Below are 17,855 nucleotides of genomic sequence, written 5' to 3'. Positions count from 1 at the left end.
TCTGTAGGGAAAGTTCAATTGAAAAGTAATAAATTATTAATTCTAAAACAAACTTTTGAAATTTTTAAATTCATTTGCCATTAAGTCCTTGTCAGAAACTATAGGGCTTTGCGTACCCCAATCGATATTCAAATCCGGATCGTTCCAGGCTAAACTATCTTCAGATTCTTTATTGTAAAAGTTTGTACATTTATACATAAAGTAAGTTTGATCTTCAAGGGCCAGAAAGCCATGTGCAAAACCTTTGGGAATCCACAGTGATTTATTATTAATGGAACTTAGTACCAGGGAAAAATGTTTTCCGTATGTAGGAGAACCCAAACGAATGTCAACAGCAACATCAAGAACAGCTCCTTTTATAACACTTACAAGCTTTCCTTGGGCATGAGGAGGATTTTGAAAATGAAGCCCTCTTAAAGTGTTTTTGTATGACATGGAAACATTATCCTGAACAAATTCAAAATCCAAGTTGTTTTTTTTAAAAGCTTCTTTGTTATAGGATTCAAAGAAATAGCCCCTTTCATCGCTGAAAACTTTAGTCTCAATAATAAATAAACCTTGAATAGGTGTTTCAGTTAAGTTCATGAAATGTTTTGGATTTGCTTGTTAAACAGACGTTGGAGAATTGTTTTTTTTGAAGGTTTCTTTTCTTCGTCATAATAACCATAATTTGAACCATAGCCGTACCCATACCCATAACCGTAGCCGGCAGTGCTCTTGTCAATATCCACCCCATTTAAAATAACAGATAGTTTTGTAATTTTATTTTCATTCACTAAACGGTCGGCATTGTGAATAAAATTTTTCTTTGAATATTCAGATCTAAAAACATAAATGGGATAATCTGCTTTTTGAAAAATGGAAATCCCGTCAGTAACTAGCCCTACAGGCGGATTGTCGATAATTACAACATCATAAAGCGATTTAAGCTTTTCAATAACAAGATCCATATTGTTGCTTATTATTAGCTCTGAGGGGTTAGGAGGAATTGGTCCAGCGGTAATGAAATCCAAATTTTTCATTGTGCTATTTCTAATGCATTCTTCAATAGTATGTTTGCCAATTAGAATAGTACTCATTCCAATTTCATTGGGGCTATTAAATCCTTTATGAATTTTAGGTTTGCGCATATCAAGATCAATAATAATAACTTTTTTTTCAGAAAAAGCAATTATTCCCCCAAGATTAAGAGCTGTAAAGGTTTTCCCTTCACCAGAAATTGTAGAACTTATAGCAATAACTTTAGGCCCGGTTTCATTTGAAATAAATTGAAGATTGGTTCTTATAGACCTAAAGGCTTCAGCAATTAATGATTTTGGATTTTTATTGACAATAAGTTGTGAAACAGGAATATCGTCCTTGTATTTTGGAATAATTCCGAGTATTCCTATTGATGCATTTGAATGTCTAACAATTTCATTCAGGCTGTCAATATCATTATGAATCAGGTAACGAGTTAAAATCAGAGCAATTCCCATTAATAATCCAACAAGCAAACAAGCTGTAAAAATAATAGATTTGTTTGGGGAAAATGGCATAGATGGAGGATAGGCGCGATCCAGAATAAGATTTTGAGGGATAAAACTTGCTTTTAAAATGGAATATTCTGTTCTTTTTTCCATTAAAAGGTTGTAGAATTTCTCATTGATAGAGAAATGTCTTTGAAGTCTGGCAAATTCAACCTCTTTTAAAGGTGCCTTTAAAAACGATTCTTCAATAACAAGGGTTTTGGCAATTAAATTATTTTTTTTCTCGGTAGTTTTTTTGCTTAATGATTGTATACTTTCTATGAGCAGTTTCTTTTGAATCTTGATTTGATAATCAATTGTTTTTATGTTTCCACTGTTAGGGGTTTCATCAAAAAGAGCTAATTCTTTGCTCAATAACAATTCGTGAAGTCTTGATATTAATTTGTTAATTGAAGTTCCCTCATACTGGGTTCCGGCAAAAAGTGGGAGCAGTTTGTAAATATCTATTTCACTAGAGGATTCACTGATTCTTTTTTCAATGGTTTTAAGCATGTTTTCATTCAGTTCCAATTCTAATATTTCTGATTCAATTGATGAAAATTTTTCAATGTTAAGAGAAATGAAATCTTTGTCATTGGCAAGTTTGTTTTCGGTTTTGAACACTTGAATAGAAGTTTCAGATTCTTTTAACCGTCCATAAACACCTTCAATTTGGGTATCAATAAATGCTAATACATTAATTGCGCTTTCGCTTTTCCTTTCTACTTCATATTTCAAATACTCTTCTGTAATAGCGTTCACAATATCAGCACATTTTTCAGGGTTATTGTCTTTAATAATAATTTGAATTGTTTTGGCAGCAGAATTAAGCAATTTTACCTCCAATTTGCCCATATAAGTCCGGGTAATATTGTCAATATTAGAGATTTTAAAGAAAAAGCGTTCTTTTTTATTCTGTAAAATTTGTTCTTTAATGGCATCAGGATTATTAACAGTAACACTAATTGTACAATGTGGCAATTCAAATGTTTTATTATCAGGAGCAGTTAGTTTAATTTCATTTTGACCATATTGATAAGAAATTTCAGTTTTTCCATTTTCATAAAAATCAATAAAAATTGGCAGATCTTCAATTGCAGGATTATGCTCAATTATTTCAATGGTATATGGGGAACTAGTATATTGTTCAAATTCCAAAACAGTTCCTTGATTAAAATAAGCTACATTAAGAGGGAGGTTTGTGAGGGCTTGTTTTAAAAACAGTTTTGATCTTAAAAGTTCTATTTCTCTTGAAATATCCTGCTGATCGTGTAAATTATCAACTCCTAATACCTTGCTCGCATTGTTTTCATAATTAACCTGAATTATGGAGCTTGCCTCATAAATGGGAGGGGTGTAACGCAAGTAAATAAAAGCACATAAAGCTGCCAGGAAAATAAAAGTTGCAAGCCAGATTAAATTTTTTCTGATAATAATTAGAAAAAGTCCGAATTCAAATTCTTTACTGAAATTAGAAAGGCGTTCTTTATACCTTCCAAGATTATCGTCATCATGTAAATTCCCTGTATACATAAACTTTTAGGTTCAGAAAATTCTTGTTGAAAATGTGTAAAGCAGTATTGCGCTGGTAATCAAACTGATTAAAGGTGCAATTTCAGAAACAGCCCCCTGTGTAATTCTCAATCTTGGTTCAACATAAATAACATCATTAGCCTGCAATACTAAATCAGCTTGTTGCATTCCATTAATGGTTGAAAGATCAATAAGGAAAACTTCCGGGTTAGTCAAATTTCCGCGGATTAATTTAATTTTTTTTGCTTTTCCAATCTGTGCGATACCCCCAGCCAGAGCAAGAGCCTCAATAAGCGTAGTGTTGTTGTTGTTAAGAGGAATAACCCGAGCAGCACCATGTTGTCCGGGAAAAACAATTACTCTTCGGTTTATTACATTCATTAGGATGAATGGTTTGATGTAAAATTCCGAATATTTTTCTTCCAGAAATTTTTCGGCTTCTCTTATTGTCATTCCTTTTACATCTAATCTACCCAGAATAGGAAGTTTCATCATTCCATCATGCTCCACAAGGTATTCTTGAGAAAATCTTGTTCTTGTTACTGAAGCTGCGTTTCCTGATTCACTCAAGGAGGTTAAATCTATTAATTTAAAACCATCATTGGTAAAAATTCTAAAATCAATAAGGTCATTGGAGGATATTTTATACTCAGCTAATTGTGTTGAATCAGTAGGAATAGAATATTTGAAATCTTTTTTTGTTCTAAGCATAATGCTAGAATTAAAATTGCAACCAGAAAGAATCACAATTCCAGCAAGTGCAGTTAAAAGTGTTTTGAGCATAGTTTAAAATAAAAAATCAGTGACAGCTAAACGCAAAAGTATCATTTTTATTTATTTACATCGAACTTTCTTTTGAATTTACTGTCTTTAATAATGAATGGTAATACAATTTCATATCGTTTATTAGTCTGGGATACTGGAATTTTTTGTTTACAAAATCAGGTCCCAGGATGTTCATTTTTTTTCTCAAATCATCATTTTCAATAAGATTTAACAAGTTTTCAGCGAACCCTTCATAATCTCCTGATGGTGAAAGCAAGGCTGTTTTCTGGGGAATTACCACGTCTTCAATTCCACCAACTGCTGTTGTAACAATTGGCTTTGCTGCTGCCTGGGCTTCAATTAAACTAACGGGTGTTCCTTCATTAAGGGAAGTAAGAGCAATAATATCCATTCCAGCATTGGCCCAATCGATATCCTTAATCCAGGAGGTAAATGTAAGAGGCAACTTTTCCTTTGTTTCACCGCTTGTAAACTCAATATTTAAATTATTTGCCAGTAATTCCAATTTTGATCTTTCTTGTCCATCACCGATAATAAAAGCCCTAATATTTTTTGTTGTTTTTTCAAGCACAATTTTCAAAGCGTTTAAAAACAAGCTGTGGTTTTTAATAGGAACTAGCCTTCCTATTATGCCTATTGCAATTTCATTGTCTTCTATGCCATAAGTTGCCCTAAAAGATCTTCTTTTTTCCGAAGAATTTTCCTGGAATTTCATCAGGTCAAATCCCAGGGGAATAACTTTTATTTTATCTGGAGCACAAATTTTGTGAATAGTAGCAATTTCATGTTTTTGTTTATCACTAATTGCAATAATTCCACTTGAAATACCAGCGGCATAACGTTCAAGATTTTTATATATCCCTGTTTTGGCTGAATTAAAATAAGAATGAAAAACATGCCCGTGGAAGGTATGTACAATAACAGGGACATTGCAGTGATGTGCAGCCAGTCGTCCTATGAACCCTGCTTTTGCAGCATGAGTGTGCACTATATCGGGTTTGAACTCTTTTATTATGCTTTTAAGTTTGTAATACGCCTTTAAGTCAGAGGTAGGGTTAACTGATCTTTTCATATCAGATAAAATAACTGGTTCCAGTCCAAGATTCTTTACAATAAAAAGGGAAGTTTCTTCTGTTTCGTCTTTTTCTCCCCCAACAAGCATTGTTTCAAATTCAGGAGCCATATGCTTACTAAGCAAAGCAGCATTATACGTTGGACCACCTAAATTGAAGCGATTTAAAATACGGAGGATTTTAGGCATTTTTTATACCCTTTCAATTATAACAGCATAACCCTGTCCCACACCGATACACATGGTGCAAAGGGCATATTTTTTATTTTGTTCCCAAAGTTCAATAGCAGCAGTTTGTAATAATCTAGCCCCGGACATCCCAAGAGGATGACCCAAAGCAATTGCTCCACCGTTAGGGTTAATACGCGGATCATTATCATCCATTTTCCATGCTCTGATACAGGCCAGGGACTGGGCGGCAAAGGCTTCATTTAATTCTATAATATCCATATCAGCCATGGTTAATCCTGCCCTTTTTAATGCTTTGTTGGCAGCCTGTACTGGCCCAATTCCCATTATTCTTGGTTCAACACCTGCTACGGCCGATGCAACAATTCTTGCTTTAGGAACAATTCCAAATTGTTTTATTGCATTTTCAGATGCAAGCAAAATTGCAGCAGCTCCATCATTTAAACCAGAAGCATTTCCAGCGGTTACCGTACCGTTTTTCCTAAAAGCGGGTTTTAATTTGCTCAGGATTTCTAATGAAGTGTTAGGTTTAATAAATTCATCCTTATTAAAAAGAATTGGATCACCTTTTTTTTGAGGGATTTTCACTTCAATTATTTCTTTTTCGAATCTGCCAGCCAATTGGGCTCTGGTAGCTTTTAATTGCGAATTGTATGCAAATAGATCCTGATCTTCTCTATTAATTGAATACATTTCAGCCAGATTTTCTGCAGTTTCACCCATTCCATCAACGCCATATATTTCCTGCATTTTAGGATTAATAAAACGCCATCCAAAACTTGAATCAAACATTTGTGCTTCACGTCCAAAAGGGGATGCAGTTTTGGAAATAACCCAAGGCCCGCGAGTCATTCCTTCTACCCCTCCTGCAATGAATATATCACCTTCAGCGCTCATTATAGCTCTGGATGCATTAATTGTAGCTGACAATCCGGAAGCACATAAACGGTTAACCGTTTCTCCAGGGACAGTATGAGGAAGTCCGGCTAAAAGTACAGCCATTCTTGCTACATTACGGTTGTCCTCACCAGCTTGATTTGCGCAACCCATAATAACATCCTCTATGGCTGCCGGATCAATTTGCTTGTTACGTTCCATTAATGCAGAAATTGCCAGTGCTGCTAAATCATCTGTTCTAACTGCTGATAAACTTCCAGTGAAATTTCCAACAGGAGTTCTAATTGCATCTATAATAAAAGCTTCTTTCATTTTATAAATTATTTCGAAAACCATTCTTTTCCTGTACGATGTACAGTTCCCTTAAAAAGGGCAACTTTTTTATTGTTTTGATTGCTTACAGTAATAAAATAAACACCTGTTTTTTCTGAAAGACTTGCTTCTTGAGCTACTGCGGTTAAAAAGTCATTTTCGTTCACCTTATCAATAAAGGAAATCGAAGCCTCAGTGGAAACACTTATCTTTCCCCTAGAATTAGAAGCGAATGCAAGGGCTGTATCAGCTAGTGAAAATGTAACACCGCCATGCAAAATTGAAAATCCATTGAGCATTTCTTTGCGTACTTTTAATTTTAGCTTACAATAACCCTCAGATACTTCTAAAACCTCTATTCCTAACCACTGACTAAATAAATCTCCAGAATACATATTGCCAACGATTTTTTCCTGATGTTTATTTTTGGTCATTTAAGAATAAAAATTAATTCCATTTTTCAGCATTTGTTTAAGTAATGTGCTTGTACGGTAGCGGTCTTCATTGTATTCTTTCCTTAAATTTTCCATAAGGTTAACAACTTTATCCAAACCAATTTCATCCGCCCAGCTTAAAAGTCCCTTTGGATAATTTACCCCTTTTACCATTGCCAAATCTATATCTTCTTTTGATGCAACCTGCCAAAAGAGGGCATCAGCTGCTTCGTTTACCAGCATTGCAAAAATGCGTAAAAAAATTGCTTCAGCCTTTTCGAAATTTTTATCAGGATTAAGAACAATTGCATTTGGAGAATAATCATAATAACCTTTACCTGCTTTTTTTCCAAAATGTTTTGCCTCAAAAAGTCTTTTCTGAGTTAATGATGGCTTATAGCGAGGATCATAGAAAAATTGCTCCCAAATGGTTTCTGTAACTTTATAATTAATATCATTTCCAATAAAATCCATCAATTCGAAAGGCCCCATTCTGAAACCGCCTATTTCTTTCATTGCCCAATCAATTGTTGCAAAATCAGCGATTCCTTCCTCGTGAATACGGATGGCTTCGCTGTAGAATGGCCTGGCAATACGATTAACAATAAAGCCAGGTGTGTCTTTTGCCAAAACAGTTGTTTTTCCCCAGGAGTCAATTAATTTTTTGGTTTCAATTAAAAGGACTTCATTGGTAGAAATTGCGGGAATAATTTCGACAAGCGGCATAACTGGAGCGGGATTAAAGAAATGAATTCCCAATACTCTTTGAGGTTTTTCGCAAGCAGATGCAATTGAAGCAATTGATAGGGATGAAGTATTCGAAGCAAGTACGCAATCCTCTGTTACAATTGTTTCTACATGATGGAACACCGCTTGTTTTACATCAAGATTTTCAACAATAGCTTCTATCACAATTCCACAATTTTTAAAAGAATCCATATCGTGGGCGAAAACAATACGCTTAAAAATATTTTGAGCAGTTTCCTGGTCGATTTTTCCTTTTTCAATAAGTTTTTCAAGTGTTATTGATAGATTGTTTTTGGATTTTTCCAAGGCCTTATTATTGCTGTCAAATAAAACAACACGATGACCTGAAGTTGCTGCAACTTGTGCGATACCAGCACCCATTGCTCCAGATCCAATTACTCCTATTACTGTACTTTTTGTAAACTCCATTTTTTATTCTCCTTTAAATACCGGTTGACGTTTTTCAAGAAAAGCATTTACACCTTCATTGTAGTCGTATGATTTTCCGGCCTGTGTTTGTAATTCTTCTTCTAATTTTAATTGCGAGGTTAAATCATTGGTTAATGATTGGTTTAAGGCTCTTTTTGTTAAACCCAAGCCTACTGTAGGCATTGATGCAAGTTTTAGGGCAACATTTTTTGCTTCAATTTGCAGAATATCATCTGCATATACTTTGTAAATCATTCCAAAGGCAAGAGCTTCAGTTGCCTTTACTTTGTCTCCAAGCATTATTAAAGCAGTTGCTCTTTGTAAACCTATTAGTCTGGGGAGAAAGAAAGTTCCCCCGCTGTCAGGAATTAGTCCAATCTTACTAAAAGCCTGAATAAATGAGGAGGATTCTGCTGCAAAAACAATGTCGCAAGCCAAAGCTATGTTAGCACCTGCTCCTGCAGCAACACCATTAACGGCACAAACCACTGGTTTTTCAATGTTGCGAATTCGTTCAATAATTGGATTGTAGTGTTCTTTTACTATATTTTGAAGTTCAGGTCCCTCTTTTGAAACAACTTCAGCTAAATCCTGACCAGCACAAAAAGCCCTTCCTTCTGCCGAAATATAAATACAACGAATATTTTTATTATCACGGCACTTATCAAGCACATCCTGCAACTCAAGAGCCATTTCCCTGTTGAAACTATTGAGAACATCTGGTCTGTTAAGGGTTATAAAACCTACAGAATTTTCGATATGGTATTTTATGAAATTCATAACGTAAAAGATTCAAATACATTTAAAGTAATCAAAAGGTTCAAGGCAACTTTTGCATTTATATAAAGCCTTACAAGCGGTGGAGCCGAATTGACTTTGCATAATTGTATCACGCGAACCGCATAAAGGACAATTAATAGTTTTTGTTTTTCCCAAAATAGAATTTTTATCAGCTGAAGAGTGTTCAGGAGGCGCAATTCCATATACTCTTAGTTTTTCTCTTGCCTCCTCCTTTATCCAATCAGTTGTCCAGGCAGGGGTTAAAATAGTTTTAATTTCAATATCAATTATTTGGGCTTCTTTAAGTCTTTGTATGATGTCTTGTTCAATGGTTTTCATAGCAGGGCATCCCGTATAAGTAGGGGTGATTGTAATGCAAACAGCTTCCTGCTTTATTTCAACCGACCTAACAACACCAAGCTCAACAACATTAATAGCAGGAACTTCAGGATCCGGGACCTCAGTTAATAAATTCCATATTAATGCTTCATTAATTACCATTGATGTGATTTTACAAAAACTCTTTAAGAGAGAAATTAAAGGGAGTGATGAAAGATTGTAAACAGGTTAATTACCATTTAGCTTCAGCATGAGTGCGCGGCAGGTATTGCATTTCAGCAAGCAGGAAACCAAGATGTTCAGTATGCAATCCTTTTTTGCTTCCCTCCTGCATATAAACATCAGCAGGTTTGTAAAGGGTGGCGCGATTAAGAACATCTGAAACTTTTTCTTCCCATTTTAATTTCACCTTATTCATGTCCAAAGCAATGCCTTCATTAAGCAAAAATTCATCTACCTGGTCCATCATAAACATTTCTCCGGTATATCTCCAAAGTGCATTTACTGCATTTTGAATTTTATCCTTACTCTCCTTAGTTCCGTCACCTAGGCGTAACATCCATTCGCTGCTGTGTCTTAAATGATAAGTTATTTCTTTTAATGCCTTTTCAGCTATTGCAGCAATTGTTTCATCCTTACTGTTTTTTAAATCCTGATAAAGAAAAAAAGAATACGTATCAAAGAAAAACTGCCTGGCAATAGTATATGCAAAATCAGTATTGGGGAATTCAGTTAAAAGAAGGTTTCTGAACTGCCTTTCGTTTCTGTGGTAGGCTAAATCATCTTCAGTCCTGTTTTTTCCTTCAACCTGACCGGCATAAGTCAATAAATTTCTAGATCTTCCAATATGGTCTAATGCAATATTAATCAATGCAATATCCTCTTCCAAAACAGGTCCATGTCCACACCATTCTGATAGGCGATGTCCTATTATTAAAGAGCTATCTCCTAAACGCAAGCAAAACTCGAATACTGCTTTATTTAATTCAGTCATTGTTTTAATTATTTATCCAATTTATAAATATTTCACACCATCTGGAATGGCATAAAAAGTTGGATGACGATAAGCCTTATCATCAGCCGGATCGAAAAATGATCCACTATCCTCACTAGTAGAAGCAATGATTACTTCAGAAGGGACAACCCAAATACTTATTCCTTCACTTCTGCGGGTATATACATCTCTAGCATTCTGAAGTGCAGTTTCACCATCCGGTGCATGAAGACTTCCAGCATGTTTGTGAGGAATTCCAGGATTTGCTTGTACAAAAACTTCCCATAATTTCCCTTGAGGATTGTTAATTGTTGTCTCAGACATCTCGTTAATTTTTTATATATTTAAACTTGTTTTTTCACTTGTTTTTTAAGCTTGCTTTTCTTCTGCTTTTGTTTTTATTCTTTGTTTCTCAGCATATGCATTAGCCGCTTCTCTTACCCATAAACCATTTCTATCTGCTTTAGTTCTGGCCTCCAGTCTTTCTTTGTTGCAAGGGCCATTTCCCTTTATCACATTAAAAAACTCGTCCCAGTTGATAGGTCCATGTTCGTAATGGCCTGTTTTTTCATTGAATTTCAAATCCTTATCAGGGACAGTAAGACCTAGGAAATCAGCTTGAGGCACAGTTCGATCAATAAATCTTTGTCTTATAGAGTCATTGGATTCCAATTTTACTTTCCATCTCATAAGTTCATCAGAGTTTGTAGAGTCAGCGTCAGAAGGTCCGAGCATCATAACTGAAGGCCACCACCATCGGTTAAAGGCATCTTGAGCCATTTCTTTTTGTTCAGTAGTACCATTTGCAAGGGTTAGCATAATTTCATAACCTTGTCTGTTGTGGAAGCTTTCTTCTTTACAAATCCTGACCATTGCTCTTGAATAAGGGCCATAAGAACCCTTTGCAAGCATTGTTTGATTCATAATTGCAGCCCCGTCAACCAGCCATCCTATAGCACCTATATCTGCCCAGGTAAGGGAAGGATAATTGAAAATACTGGAATATTTTGCTTTTCCAGAATACAATTGTTCAAGTAATTCTCCTCTGTCAATTCCTAGTGTTTCTGCAGCACTATATAAATAAAGCCCATGGCCTGCCTCATCCTGAACTTTTGCAAGTAATATGGCTTTCCTTCGCAAGCTTGGTGCCCTGGTAATCCAGTTTCCTTCAGGAAGCATGCCAACAATTTCTGAATGCGCATGTTGAGAAATCATGCGTATTAATTGTTTACGGTATTTTTCCGGCATCCAATCTTTTGGTTCTATTTTAAGGCCTTTGTCAATTCTAGCCTGGAAATTTTCAAGTTTTTGTGCTTCTTCCATAGTTTAATGTTGTAATATGGGGGATTGATGGCAAATTTAACAATATATACGCTTTTGGCAAATCAAAAAGTATATCAAAAAAACTTTCTTTTATAAATTAATGCAATGGCAGATTGATTTCTTTCTGTAATTTGCTTAAGAAATTATACTTTTGCACATTCAAAATATTACAATGACAAAAATGGCAAAATTTTTTAATTTACAAGTATCAGATATAACAAGAGAAACTGCTGATAGCGTTTCCGTGGCTTTTAATATTCCACAAGATGCTGTTGATTCCTTTAAATTTACTCAGGGTCAATATTTAACTTTTAAAGTAAATATAGATGGAGAGGAATTAAGAAGATCTTATTCCATTTGCACAAGTCCGCTTGAAAAAGAAATAAGAATAGCTGTAAAAAAGGTCATAGATGGTAGAGTTTCCACCTATTTTAATGAAAAATTAAAGATAGGGGAAACCATACAAGCCATGCCACCAATGGGGAATTTCTATACTGCCCTTAATTCCTCCAACAAAAAACATTATGTTTTATTTGCAGGAGGAAGTGGAATTACACCCATGCTATCGATATTAAAGACCACACTTGATGTGGAACCCAAAAGCAGGATTACCCTATTTTATGGTAACCAGGATGAAGTATCAATTATATTCAAAAAACAACTGGACAAATTAGAGGAAAAAAACAAGGAAAGATTGAAAATATATCATATCCTTAATAGCCCTAAAGATGAACAAAATAAGATCGATCCATTATTTACCGGAATTATGGTGCCTGAAAAAAACCAGGCTTTAATTGGTCGCTTTATTAATTTAAATGAAGATAATGAATATTTAATATGTGGTCCTTCCGGAATGATGAGTAGCATTGTAGAAGCATTGAATTTTTTAAAAGTGGATAAATCCAGGGTTCATCTTGAATATTTTGCATCTCCTGTTGATACTTCTGAAGTTGTTGAAAAGAATGAAATAAATCTTCCAGGGAATACTACATTTGAGAGCCGTGTAACTATTATTTGTGATGGAGAGGAAACAGTAGTAACTTTAGGAGCAGATGATGTTATTCTTGATGCTGCGCTTGATGCAAATGTAGATGCTCCATACGCTTGCAGGGGAGGATCATGCTGCACTTGCAGAGCGAAATTAATAGAAGGTAAGGTTGTAATGAAAGTAAATTACGCTTTGCTGGACAATGAGGTTGCTCAGGGATACATATTAACTTGTCAGTCCATGCCTGTTACGCCTACAGTTATAGTAAATTACGATAAAGGCAATTAATGCGCGATAAAAGGAATTGAAATCATTCCGAGTATTTCACCATTTTCAGCATTAATAACATTCATCCTAAAAATTAGTTTTTGGATTTGTGCGGGTACCGCTTCGAAATAAAGGAAGCCTATTACTTTTCCATCATTATAAATAACACCATCAGGCAATGCTTTTTGGAGCATATCGGTGGTAGGAAGCGGCGTTTCAGCCCAATATTCATAATGTTGATCATAATAAGGCTGGTTATAGGGGAAAAGGCCATCAAATGTTTCTAATCCATTGTAACGGGGAGAATAGTAAGGGGCAATTGAAAATCCATCGTAAAAGAATGTAGGGTCAACAATTTCAGGATAAGCCAAAGGGCCTGTTTCTTGAATTGTATCCTGAACTGCATAGGGAGGGAGTGCTGCAAATATTTTACCTGAATTACTAATTAATGCAATATCGCTGTAACAAAGTTTTATTGCTTTGCCGCTATTGTTTTTTATTGTCACCCTCAAGGGTGTTACATGTTCCTCTATCATGGGGTTTCCTTCCCAGGCCTGGGCCTGAACAATAAGACTTACTCCAGCCAAGGAAGCAGCAGCGGCATTGCCGATTTCTGGAAGCTTAATTGCTTCGGAGCCTGGAGTTAATTTAATTGTGTTTCTGCAAGAATTTAGCCCGATAAAACTAGCGGCAAGGAATGTAATTAATGGGAGAGAAATAAATTTCATTTTGTGTAAATTTATTTTAAAAGCAATGGCTTTAAATAAATTTAACCAATATTATATTAAAACACAAATTGGATTGTTTGTGTTCTTTCTCATTCAAAATCAGTATTGAGATTGAAGGAAGCATCCTGAGTTTTAGCCGAATATTGAACAAGTTTATTTATTACTTTTATTTCCTCACTTGTTAGGTAACGCCATTCTCCATGTTTTAATCCAGAGAGGGTTATATTCATTATTCGAATGCGTACAAGTTCAATTACCTGATATCCTAAAAAATCGCACATTCTCCTTATTTGCCTGTTCAAGCCTTGTGTTAATATTATTCTGAATGAGTATTCCCCTTCTTTTACAACTTTGCATTTTTGAGTAATAGTGTCAAGTATAGGTAAACCATTTCCCATTTTTTTAATAAAATCATGGTTAATTAATTTGTTCACGGTCACTACATATTCTTTTTCATGGTTGTTTTTTGCCCTTAATATTTTATTTACAATATCGCCATCGTTTGTAAGGAAAATAAGTCCTTCTGAAGGTTTATCAAGGCGCCCAACAGGAAAGATTCTTTCGGGGAAATTAATGTAATCAATGATGTTGTCCTTGTCCTTTGAATCAGTGGTAGAGGTGATGCCAGGGGGTTTATTAAAAGCAATATAAATTGGTTCTTTTTTTTGTTTAACCGGAATTCCGTCAATTTCCACAAGATCTTGTGTGGTTACCTTTGTACCCATTACTGCCGTGATTCCGTTAACTGTAACACGAGTTTCTTCAATTAATTTATCTGCAGCCCTCCTGGAACATATTCCAGTTTCACTGATATACTTATTAATCCTTTTTTGTTCGCTATTTGTTTCCAACATTTTGCTTCTGTTTAATCATCCTTCACATTGTGTTATATAACCTTTCTAAAAAACGTGTGAGTTAAAATTATGGTATTGTTAAAAGTATTTATAAACGAATCCCAATAACTAATACATCGTCAATTTGCTCTGTACCAGTTTGCCATTCTTCCAAAATTTTATACAGATGCTTTTCTTTTTCTTTCATGGTTAAATGCTGAATTTCTATCAGTATTTGTTTGAGTTTTTTGATGTAAACTTTTTGTCTTTTTTTCTACCAAATTGGTCAGCATATCCATCAGAGAAAATATAAAAGAGTCTCCTTTGAAAAGTGTAATATGATGGGTTTCGAAATGTTGATCATCTGGTGTAAGACCTCCGATTGCTTTTTTTGTGGCCTTGTTCAATCTGCTTTGGTCACTATAGATATTTCCAATACAGTTGTAACAGGCAGTTACTTGTTTCTGGATGTTTTTCTTGAGGATTAATACTTCGGTTTGGCTTTCAATTGTGGAGGCAAGTTTTAATAAAGTATTCCCGTAATGTAAACCTTTGTTGTATTCACCAATGTTTTTAAATTCCCAATAAAGCTCGTTTAAATAATTTATTTTGATAGTGTCTTCCTCTTGGGAATTAACCAATTGCAATAAAGAATCAATTTTATTTTGCTGTGCAAATACAGTGAATTGAAGCAGGGATACCCCCAATAAGGGCAAAAAGTATTTCATTGATCTTATTGAGAGTAAGATGAATTTAGAATTGTAAATGTCAATTTAAGTATAAAACTAGATGAGAGAATTGCTTTATAGATTTAAAACGATTTTTGTAATCACAAATCTAATTTAATAAAATGAATTTTAATATCCATTTTAAGATTTTTTAAAATCGTTTAAAATAAAATTTAATTTGTTCAATTGCTTTAGAAAGAATTGGTATTGGATTTTTTTTAACTATTTAAAACACAGAAATCTCCTTTTGAAAATTCAAAAAAACGAAAAAATGAATCGATAGGATTTGTAATTTTTATAAGCCAAAAAAGTGGCTTGATAGTCTTACTAAGGCGCTGTTTAATTATTAGGAAAGTTATTGCTTATTTAATAAGCCTTGGAAAACGAACTTGAAATAGGATTTTATTTCGCTGTTTTTCTTTCTATTTCTCTTAAATTATCCAGTTTTTTATTTTTCAAGAAATCGTTTATGTCTTCGAAGTGTTCTTTGATTCGTTTATTTCCGAATTCAAACACTTTACCAGCCAGACCATCAAGAAAATCTCTATCGTGAGAAACAAGAATTAGGGTTCCGTCAAATGCTTTTAGTGCTTCTTTAAGAATATCTTTAGATTTTATATCCAAATGATTTGTAGGCTCATCCAGGATTAATAAGTTAACAGGTTGTAAAAGGAGCTTTACCATTGCCAGCCTGGTTCTTTCTCCACCTGAAAGTACTTTTACTTTTTTTTCTATTGTATCGCCTCCGAACATAAAAGCACCCAATAAATCTTTTATTCTTGCACGAATGTCTCCAACGGCAATATTGTCAATAGTTTGAAAAATAGTTAAATCAGGATCTAATAAAGCAGCCTGGTTTTGAGCAAAGTAACCCACCATTGAATTATGTCCGAGTTGCAGTGTTCCTTCAAAGTCAATTTCACCCATAATAGCTTTTACAAGAGTTGACTTTCCTTCCCCATTTTTACCAACAAAAGCAACCTTTTGACCGCGTTCAATAGCAAATGTTGCATCTTTGAAAATAATATTATCACCGTATCTTTTTGTTAAACCATCAGCAGTAACCGGATAATTTCCTGAACGTGGGGCAGGAGGAAATTTAATGTTAAGATGAGAAGTATCTACTTCATCCACTTCTACAATTTCCATTTTTTCAAGTGTTTTTACACGTGATTGAACTTGTAATGTTTTAGAATAAATTCCTTTAAACCTGTCAATAAATTCCTGTATATCTGCAATTTGTTTTGCCTGATCATCGAATTGTTTTTGTTGTTGCTCTCTGCGCTCTTTGCGTAATTGTAGGTATTGGGAATAAGGTGCACGGTAATCATAAATGCGACCCATTGTAACCTCAATGGTTCTATTGGAAATGTTATCTACAAAAGTTTTATCGTGGGAAATAACAATAACCGCTTTTGCATTATTTACCAGAAATTCCTCAAGCCATTGTATAGATTCAATATCCATATGGTTTGTAGGTTCATCAAGTAGAATTAAATCAGGCTTTTGAAGGAGTATTTTAGCAAGCTCAATTCTCATTCGCCATCCACCACTAAATTCAGAAGTAGGACGTGCAAAGTCCTCTCGTAAAAAACCTAATCCCAAAAGCATTTGTTCAACCTCTGCATCAAAATTGCTTTCCTCAATGGAGTAAAACTGTTCACTTAATTCAGAAACTTCCTCAATTATTTTCATATATTCATCCGATTCGTAATCGGTCCTGGTTTCCAGTTGAAAGTTTAATTCTGCAATTCTTGTTTTCATCCCAAGAATTTTAGCGAATGCTTTTGATGTTTCGTCAAAAACTGAACAACTATCCTCGGTTAATAAATGCTGAGGCAGGTAAGCAACTATAGCCTCTTTAGGAACAGAAACTTTTCCCCGGGTAGGTTTGCTGGCACCTGCAATAATTTTTAACAGGGTAGATTTTCCTGCACCATTTTTACCCATCAAAGCTATCCTGTCATTATCATTGATATTGAAAGTTACATTGCTGAAAAGTGCCGAACCATTAAATTCTACAGAAAGTGAGTCAACTGAAATCATAAAAAAAAATTAGGGGTGCGAATATACTGTTTTTGACAGAAAATCCGGTGTTTGCTTAATAAAATGGAAATAAAAGTATAATTCTAAGGGACAAAAGAATGTAGGTTTAAAAAAAATATTCATGTTTAATTATCCACTATTTTGAACAATACTATAAGGAAAACGTTTGTGATTTTATAAAGTTGTGTGTTAAACCATTGAAAAAAGCCATTTGGGAATCACGGCAAATAATGATTAAAAGGACTGTTTCTTGACAAATACTTATTTAAAGGCAAGTTTTTAATTGGTTTGGAATTTATAAAGAAATAGCGTTTTTATTTTATTTTCAATTTAAAATTTCCCGGTGGTGAGAAAAATGATCCACTGTTTTTATATCTACGAATGTTTTTTGAGGGTTCAAAATCAAAAGAAAAAGAGGCATAAAATTTTCTTTAAGATTAATAAAAACACTAAAAATGAAAACACAAACTAAACTCTTTTTAATTGCATTTTGTATACTATTTTTTAATTCCATCCTTGAAGCTCAGGAATTTAAATGGGCCAAAAGAGCTGGATTATGGGCTTATGATTATGGATATGGAATTTGCTCAGATGATTTAGGAAATGTTTATGTAACTGGAAAATATGAAATGGATGCCATGTTTGATGATGTAACTATAGGCTGTGAGGGAAATCATGATATTTTTATAGTTAAATATGATCATCAAGGGAATGTAATCTGGGTAAACAGTGCTGGCGGTCTTTATGGTGATTATGCTCATGCCATAGCAAGTGATGGGGAAGGAAATACTTATATTACAGGTGAAATTGAGGCGAATGTTATTTTTCATGGCAGCGAGATAAAACTAAGTGCCTGGGGAAAAAATGACATATTTGTTGCCAAATATAGTCCAGAGGGGGTTCCATTATGGGCTCACAGGGG

Annotated in this window: 18 protein-coding genes; 2 read left to right on the top strand and 16 right to left on the bottom strand. The window is 34.4% G+C overall.

Annotated features, from left to right (window positions below; translation table 11 throughout):
- Positions 1–42: 42 nt before the first annotated feature.
- The 12 genes from rfbC to paaA form a co-directional block, all read right to left on the bottom strand.
- Positions 43–585 (bottom strand): dTDP-4-dehydrorhamnose 3,5-epimerase, encoded by a 543-nt coding sequence (gene rfbC, locus H0V01_02130; GenBank protein ID MBA2582168.1) that lies wholly within the window; start codon positions 583–585, stop codon positions 43–45.
- Positions 582–3,041 (bottom strand): polysaccharide biosynthesis tyrosine autokinase, encoded by a 2,460-nt coding sequence (locus tag H0V01_02125; protein MBA2582167.1) that lies wholly within the window; start codon positions 3,039–3,041, stop codon positions 582–584. Before H0V01_02125 ends, rfbC begins: the two co-directional genes overlap by 4 nt.
- Before the next feature lie 12 nt (positions 3,042–3,053).
- Positions 3,054–3,824, bottom strand: coding sequence for a polysaccharide biosynthesis/export family protein (locus H0V01_02120; protein ID MBA2582166.1), 771 nt, complete (start codon positions 3,822–3,824; stop codon positions 3,054–3,056).
- A gap of 55 nt (positions 3,825–3,879) precedes the next feature.
- Positions 3,880–5,088 (bottom strand): glycosyltransferase, encoded by a 1,209-nt coding sequence (locus tag H0V01_02115; protein ID MBA2582165.1) that lies wholly within the window; start codon positions 5,086–5,088, stop codon positions 3,880–3,882.
- 3 nt (positions 5,089–5,091) lie between these two features.
- The gene (pcaF, locus tag H0V01_02110; GenBank protein MBA2582164.1) at positions 5,092–6,297 is read right to left on the bottom strand and encodes a 3-oxoadipyl-CoA thiolase; all 1,206 of its coding nucleotides are present in this window, start codon (positions 6,295–6,297) and stop codon (positions 5,092–5,094) included.
- An 8-nt stretch (positions 6,298–6,305) separates the two neighbouring features.
- Complete coding sequence (locus tag H0V01_02105) at positions 6,306–6,731, bottom strand: hotdog fold thioesterase (GenBank protein MBA2582163.1); 426 nt, start codon at positions 6,729–6,731, stop codon at positions 6,306–6,308.
- On the bottom strand, positions 6,732–7,907 hold the full coding sequence (locus H0V01_02100) for an NAD(P)-binding domain-containing protein (protein ID MBA2582162.1): 1,176 nt from the start codon (positions 7,905–7,907) through the stop codon (positions 6,732–6,734).
- 3 nt (positions 7,908–7,910) lie between these two features.
- Positions 7,911–8,687: a 2-(1,2-epoxy-1,2-dihydrophenyl)acetyl-CoA isomerase gene (locus H0V01_02095; GenBank protein ID MBA2582161.1), complete on the bottom strand. Its 777-nt coding sequence runs from the start codon at positions 8,685–8,687 to the stop codon at positions 7,911–7,913.
- Between the two features lie 12 nt (positions 8,688–8,699).
- A complete protein-coding gene (gene paaJ, locus H0V01_02090) occupies positions 8,700–9,188 on the bottom strand; it encodes a phenylacetate-CoA oxygenase subunit PaaJ (GenBank protein ID MBA2582160.1) in 489 nt (162 codons plus the stop codon).
- Between the two features lie 70 nt (positions 9,189–9,258).
- Positions 9,259–10,020: a phenylacetate-CoA oxygenase subunit PaaC gene (gene paaC / locus H0V01_02085; protein ID MBA2582159.1), complete on the bottom strand. Its 762-nt coding sequence runs from the start codon at positions 10,018–10,020 to the stop codon at positions 9,259–9,261.
- Positions 10,021–10,041: 21 nt separating this feature from the next.
- Positions 10,042–10,344: a 1,2-phenylacetyl-CoA epoxidase subunit B gene (gene paaB / locus H0V01_02080; protein MBA2582158.1), complete on the bottom strand. Its 303-nt coding sequence runs from the start codon at positions 10,342–10,344 to the stop codon at positions 10,042–10,044.
- Positions 10,345–10,389: 45 nt separating this feature from the next.
- Positions 10,390–11,343 carry a 1,2-phenylacetyl-CoA epoxidase subunit A gene (gene paaA / locus H0V01_02075; protein ID MBA2582157.1) on the bottom strand — a complete coding sequence of 318 codons (954 nt, stop codon included), beginning with the start codon at positions 11,341–11,343 and terminating at the stop codon, positions 10,390–10,392.
- A gap of 181 nt (positions 11,344–11,524) precedes the next feature.
- On the opposite strand from paaA, the gene H0V01_02070 reads away from it, so the two are divergent.
- Positions 11,525–12,619, top strand: a complete 1,095-nt coding sequence (locus H0V01_02070) for a 2Fe-2S iron-sulfur cluster binding domain-containing protein (GenBank protein MBA2582156.1) — start codon at positions 11,525–11,527, stop codon at positions 12,617–12,619.
- Here the strand turns inward: H0V01_02070 and H0V01_02065 are convergent.
- The 4 genes from H0V01_02065 to H0V01_02050 form a co-directional block, all read right to left on the bottom strand.
- Positions 12,616–13,326, bottom strand: a complete 711-nt coding sequence (locus H0V01_02065; GenBank protein MBA2582155.1) for a hypothetical protein — start codon at positions 13,324–13,326, stop codon at positions 12,616–12,618. The two genes, H0V01_02070 and H0V01_02065, sit on opposite strands and share 4 nt — an antisense overlap.
- Before the next feature lie 89 nt (positions 13,327–13,415).
- Entirely contained in the window at positions 13,416–14,180 is a 765-nt protein-coding gene (gene rluF, locus H0V01_02060; GenBank protein ID MBA2582154.1) for a 23S rRNA pseudouridine(2604) synthase RluF, read from the bottom strand.
- A gap of 158 nt (positions 14,181–14,338) precedes the next feature.
- Positions 14,339–14,887, bottom strand: coding sequence for a hypothetical protein (locus H0V01_02055; GenBank protein ID MBA2582153.1), 549 nt, complete (start codon positions 14,885–14,887; stop codon positions 14,339–14,341).
- 402 nt (positions 14,888–15,289) lie between these two features.
- A complete protein-coding gene (locus H0V01_02050) occupies positions 15,290–16,933 on the bottom strand; it encodes an ABC-F family ATP-binding cassette domain-containing protein (protein ID MBA2582152.1) in 1,644 nt (547 codons plus the stop codon).
- A 455-nt stretch (positions 16,934–17,388) separates the two neighbouring features.
- On the opposite strand from H0V01_02050, the gene H0V01_02045 reads away from it, so the two are divergent.
- A partial coding sequence (locus H0V01_02045; GenBank protein MBA2582151.1) for an SBBP repeat-containing protein occupies positions 17,389–17,855 on the top strand: 467 nt, incomplete at its 3' end.

Source organism: Bacteroidota bacterium, assembly GCA_013696965.1.
In the GTDB taxonomy this organism is placed as follows: domain Bacteria; phylum Bacteroidota; class Bacteroidia; order JACCXN01; family JACCXN01; genus JACCXN01.
Note: the sequence above shows the minus strand (reverse complement) of the source record. Positions and strands in the feature narration are given on the sequence as shown.

Excerpts from the sequence above, each read along its gene's own strand:
- H0V01_02050 (MBA2582152.1), bottom strand. The coding sequence starts at position 16,933 with ATGATTTCAGTTGACTCACTTTCTGTAGAATTTAATGGTTCGGCACTT.
- H0V01_02065 (MBA2582155.1), bottom strand. The coding sequence starts at position 13,326 with ATGAAATTTATTTCTCTCCCATTAATTACATTCCTTGCCGCTAGTTTT.
- H0V01_02070 (MBA2582156.1), top strand. The coding sequence starts at position 11,525 with ATGGCAAAATTTTTTAATTTACAAGTATCAGATATAACAAGAGAAACT.
- paaC (MBA2582159.1), bottom strand. The coding sequence starts at position 10,020 with ATGACTGAATTAAATAAAGCAGTATTCGAGTTTTGCTTGCGTTTAGGA.
- pcaF (MBA2582164.1), bottom strand. The coding sequence starts at position 6,297 with ATGAAAGAAGCTTTTATTATAGATGCAATTAGAACTCCTGTTGGAAAT.
- paaA (MBA2582157.1), bottom strand. The coding sequence starts at position 11,343 with ATGGAAGAAGCACAAAAACTTGAAAATTTCCAGGCTAGAATTGACAAA.
- H0V01_02120 (MBA2582166.1), bottom strand. The coding sequence starts at position 3,824 with ATGCTCAAAACACTTTTAACTGCACTTGCTGGAATTGTGATTCTTTCT.
- rfbC (MBA2582168.1), bottom strand. The coding sequence starts at position 585 with ATGAACTTAACTGAAACACCTATTCAAGGTTTATTTATTATTGAGACT.
- H0V01_02100 (MBA2582162.1), bottom strand. The coding sequence starts at position 7,907 with ATGGAGTTTACAAAAAGTACAGTAATAGGAGTAATTGGATCTGGAGCA.
- H0V01_02095 (MBA2582161.1), bottom strand. The coding sequence starts at position 8,687 with ATGAATTTCATAAAATACCATATCGAAAATTCTGTAGGTTTTATAACC.
- H0V01_02105 (MBA2582163.1), bottom strand. The coding sequence starts at position 6,731 with ATGACCAAAAATAAACATCAGGAAAAAATCGTTGGCAATATGTATTCT.
- rluF (MBA2582154.1), bottom strand. The coding sequence starts at position 14,180 with ATGTTGGAAACAAATAGCGAACAAAAAAGGATTAATAAGTATATCAGT.
- paaJ (MBA2582160.1), bottom strand. The coding sequence starts at position 9,188 with ATGGTAATTAATGAAGCATTAATATGGAATTTATTAACTGAGGTCCCG.
- H0V01_02115 (MBA2582165.1), bottom strand. The coding sequence starts at position 5,088 with ATGCCTAAAATCCTCCGTATTTTAAATCGCTTCAATTTAGGTGGTCCA.
- H0V01_02055 (MBA2582153.1), bottom strand. The coding sequence starts at position 14,887 with ATGAAATACTTTTTGCCCTTATTGGGGGTATCCCTGCTTCAATTCACT.
- paaB (MBA2582158.1), bottom strand. The coding sequence starts at position 10,344 with ATGTCTGAGACAACAATTAACAATCCTCAAGGGAAATTATGGGAAGTT.
- H0V01_02125 (MBA2582167.1), bottom strand. The coding sequence starts at position 3,041 with ATGTATACAGGGAATTTACATGATGACGATAATCTTGGAAGGTATAAA.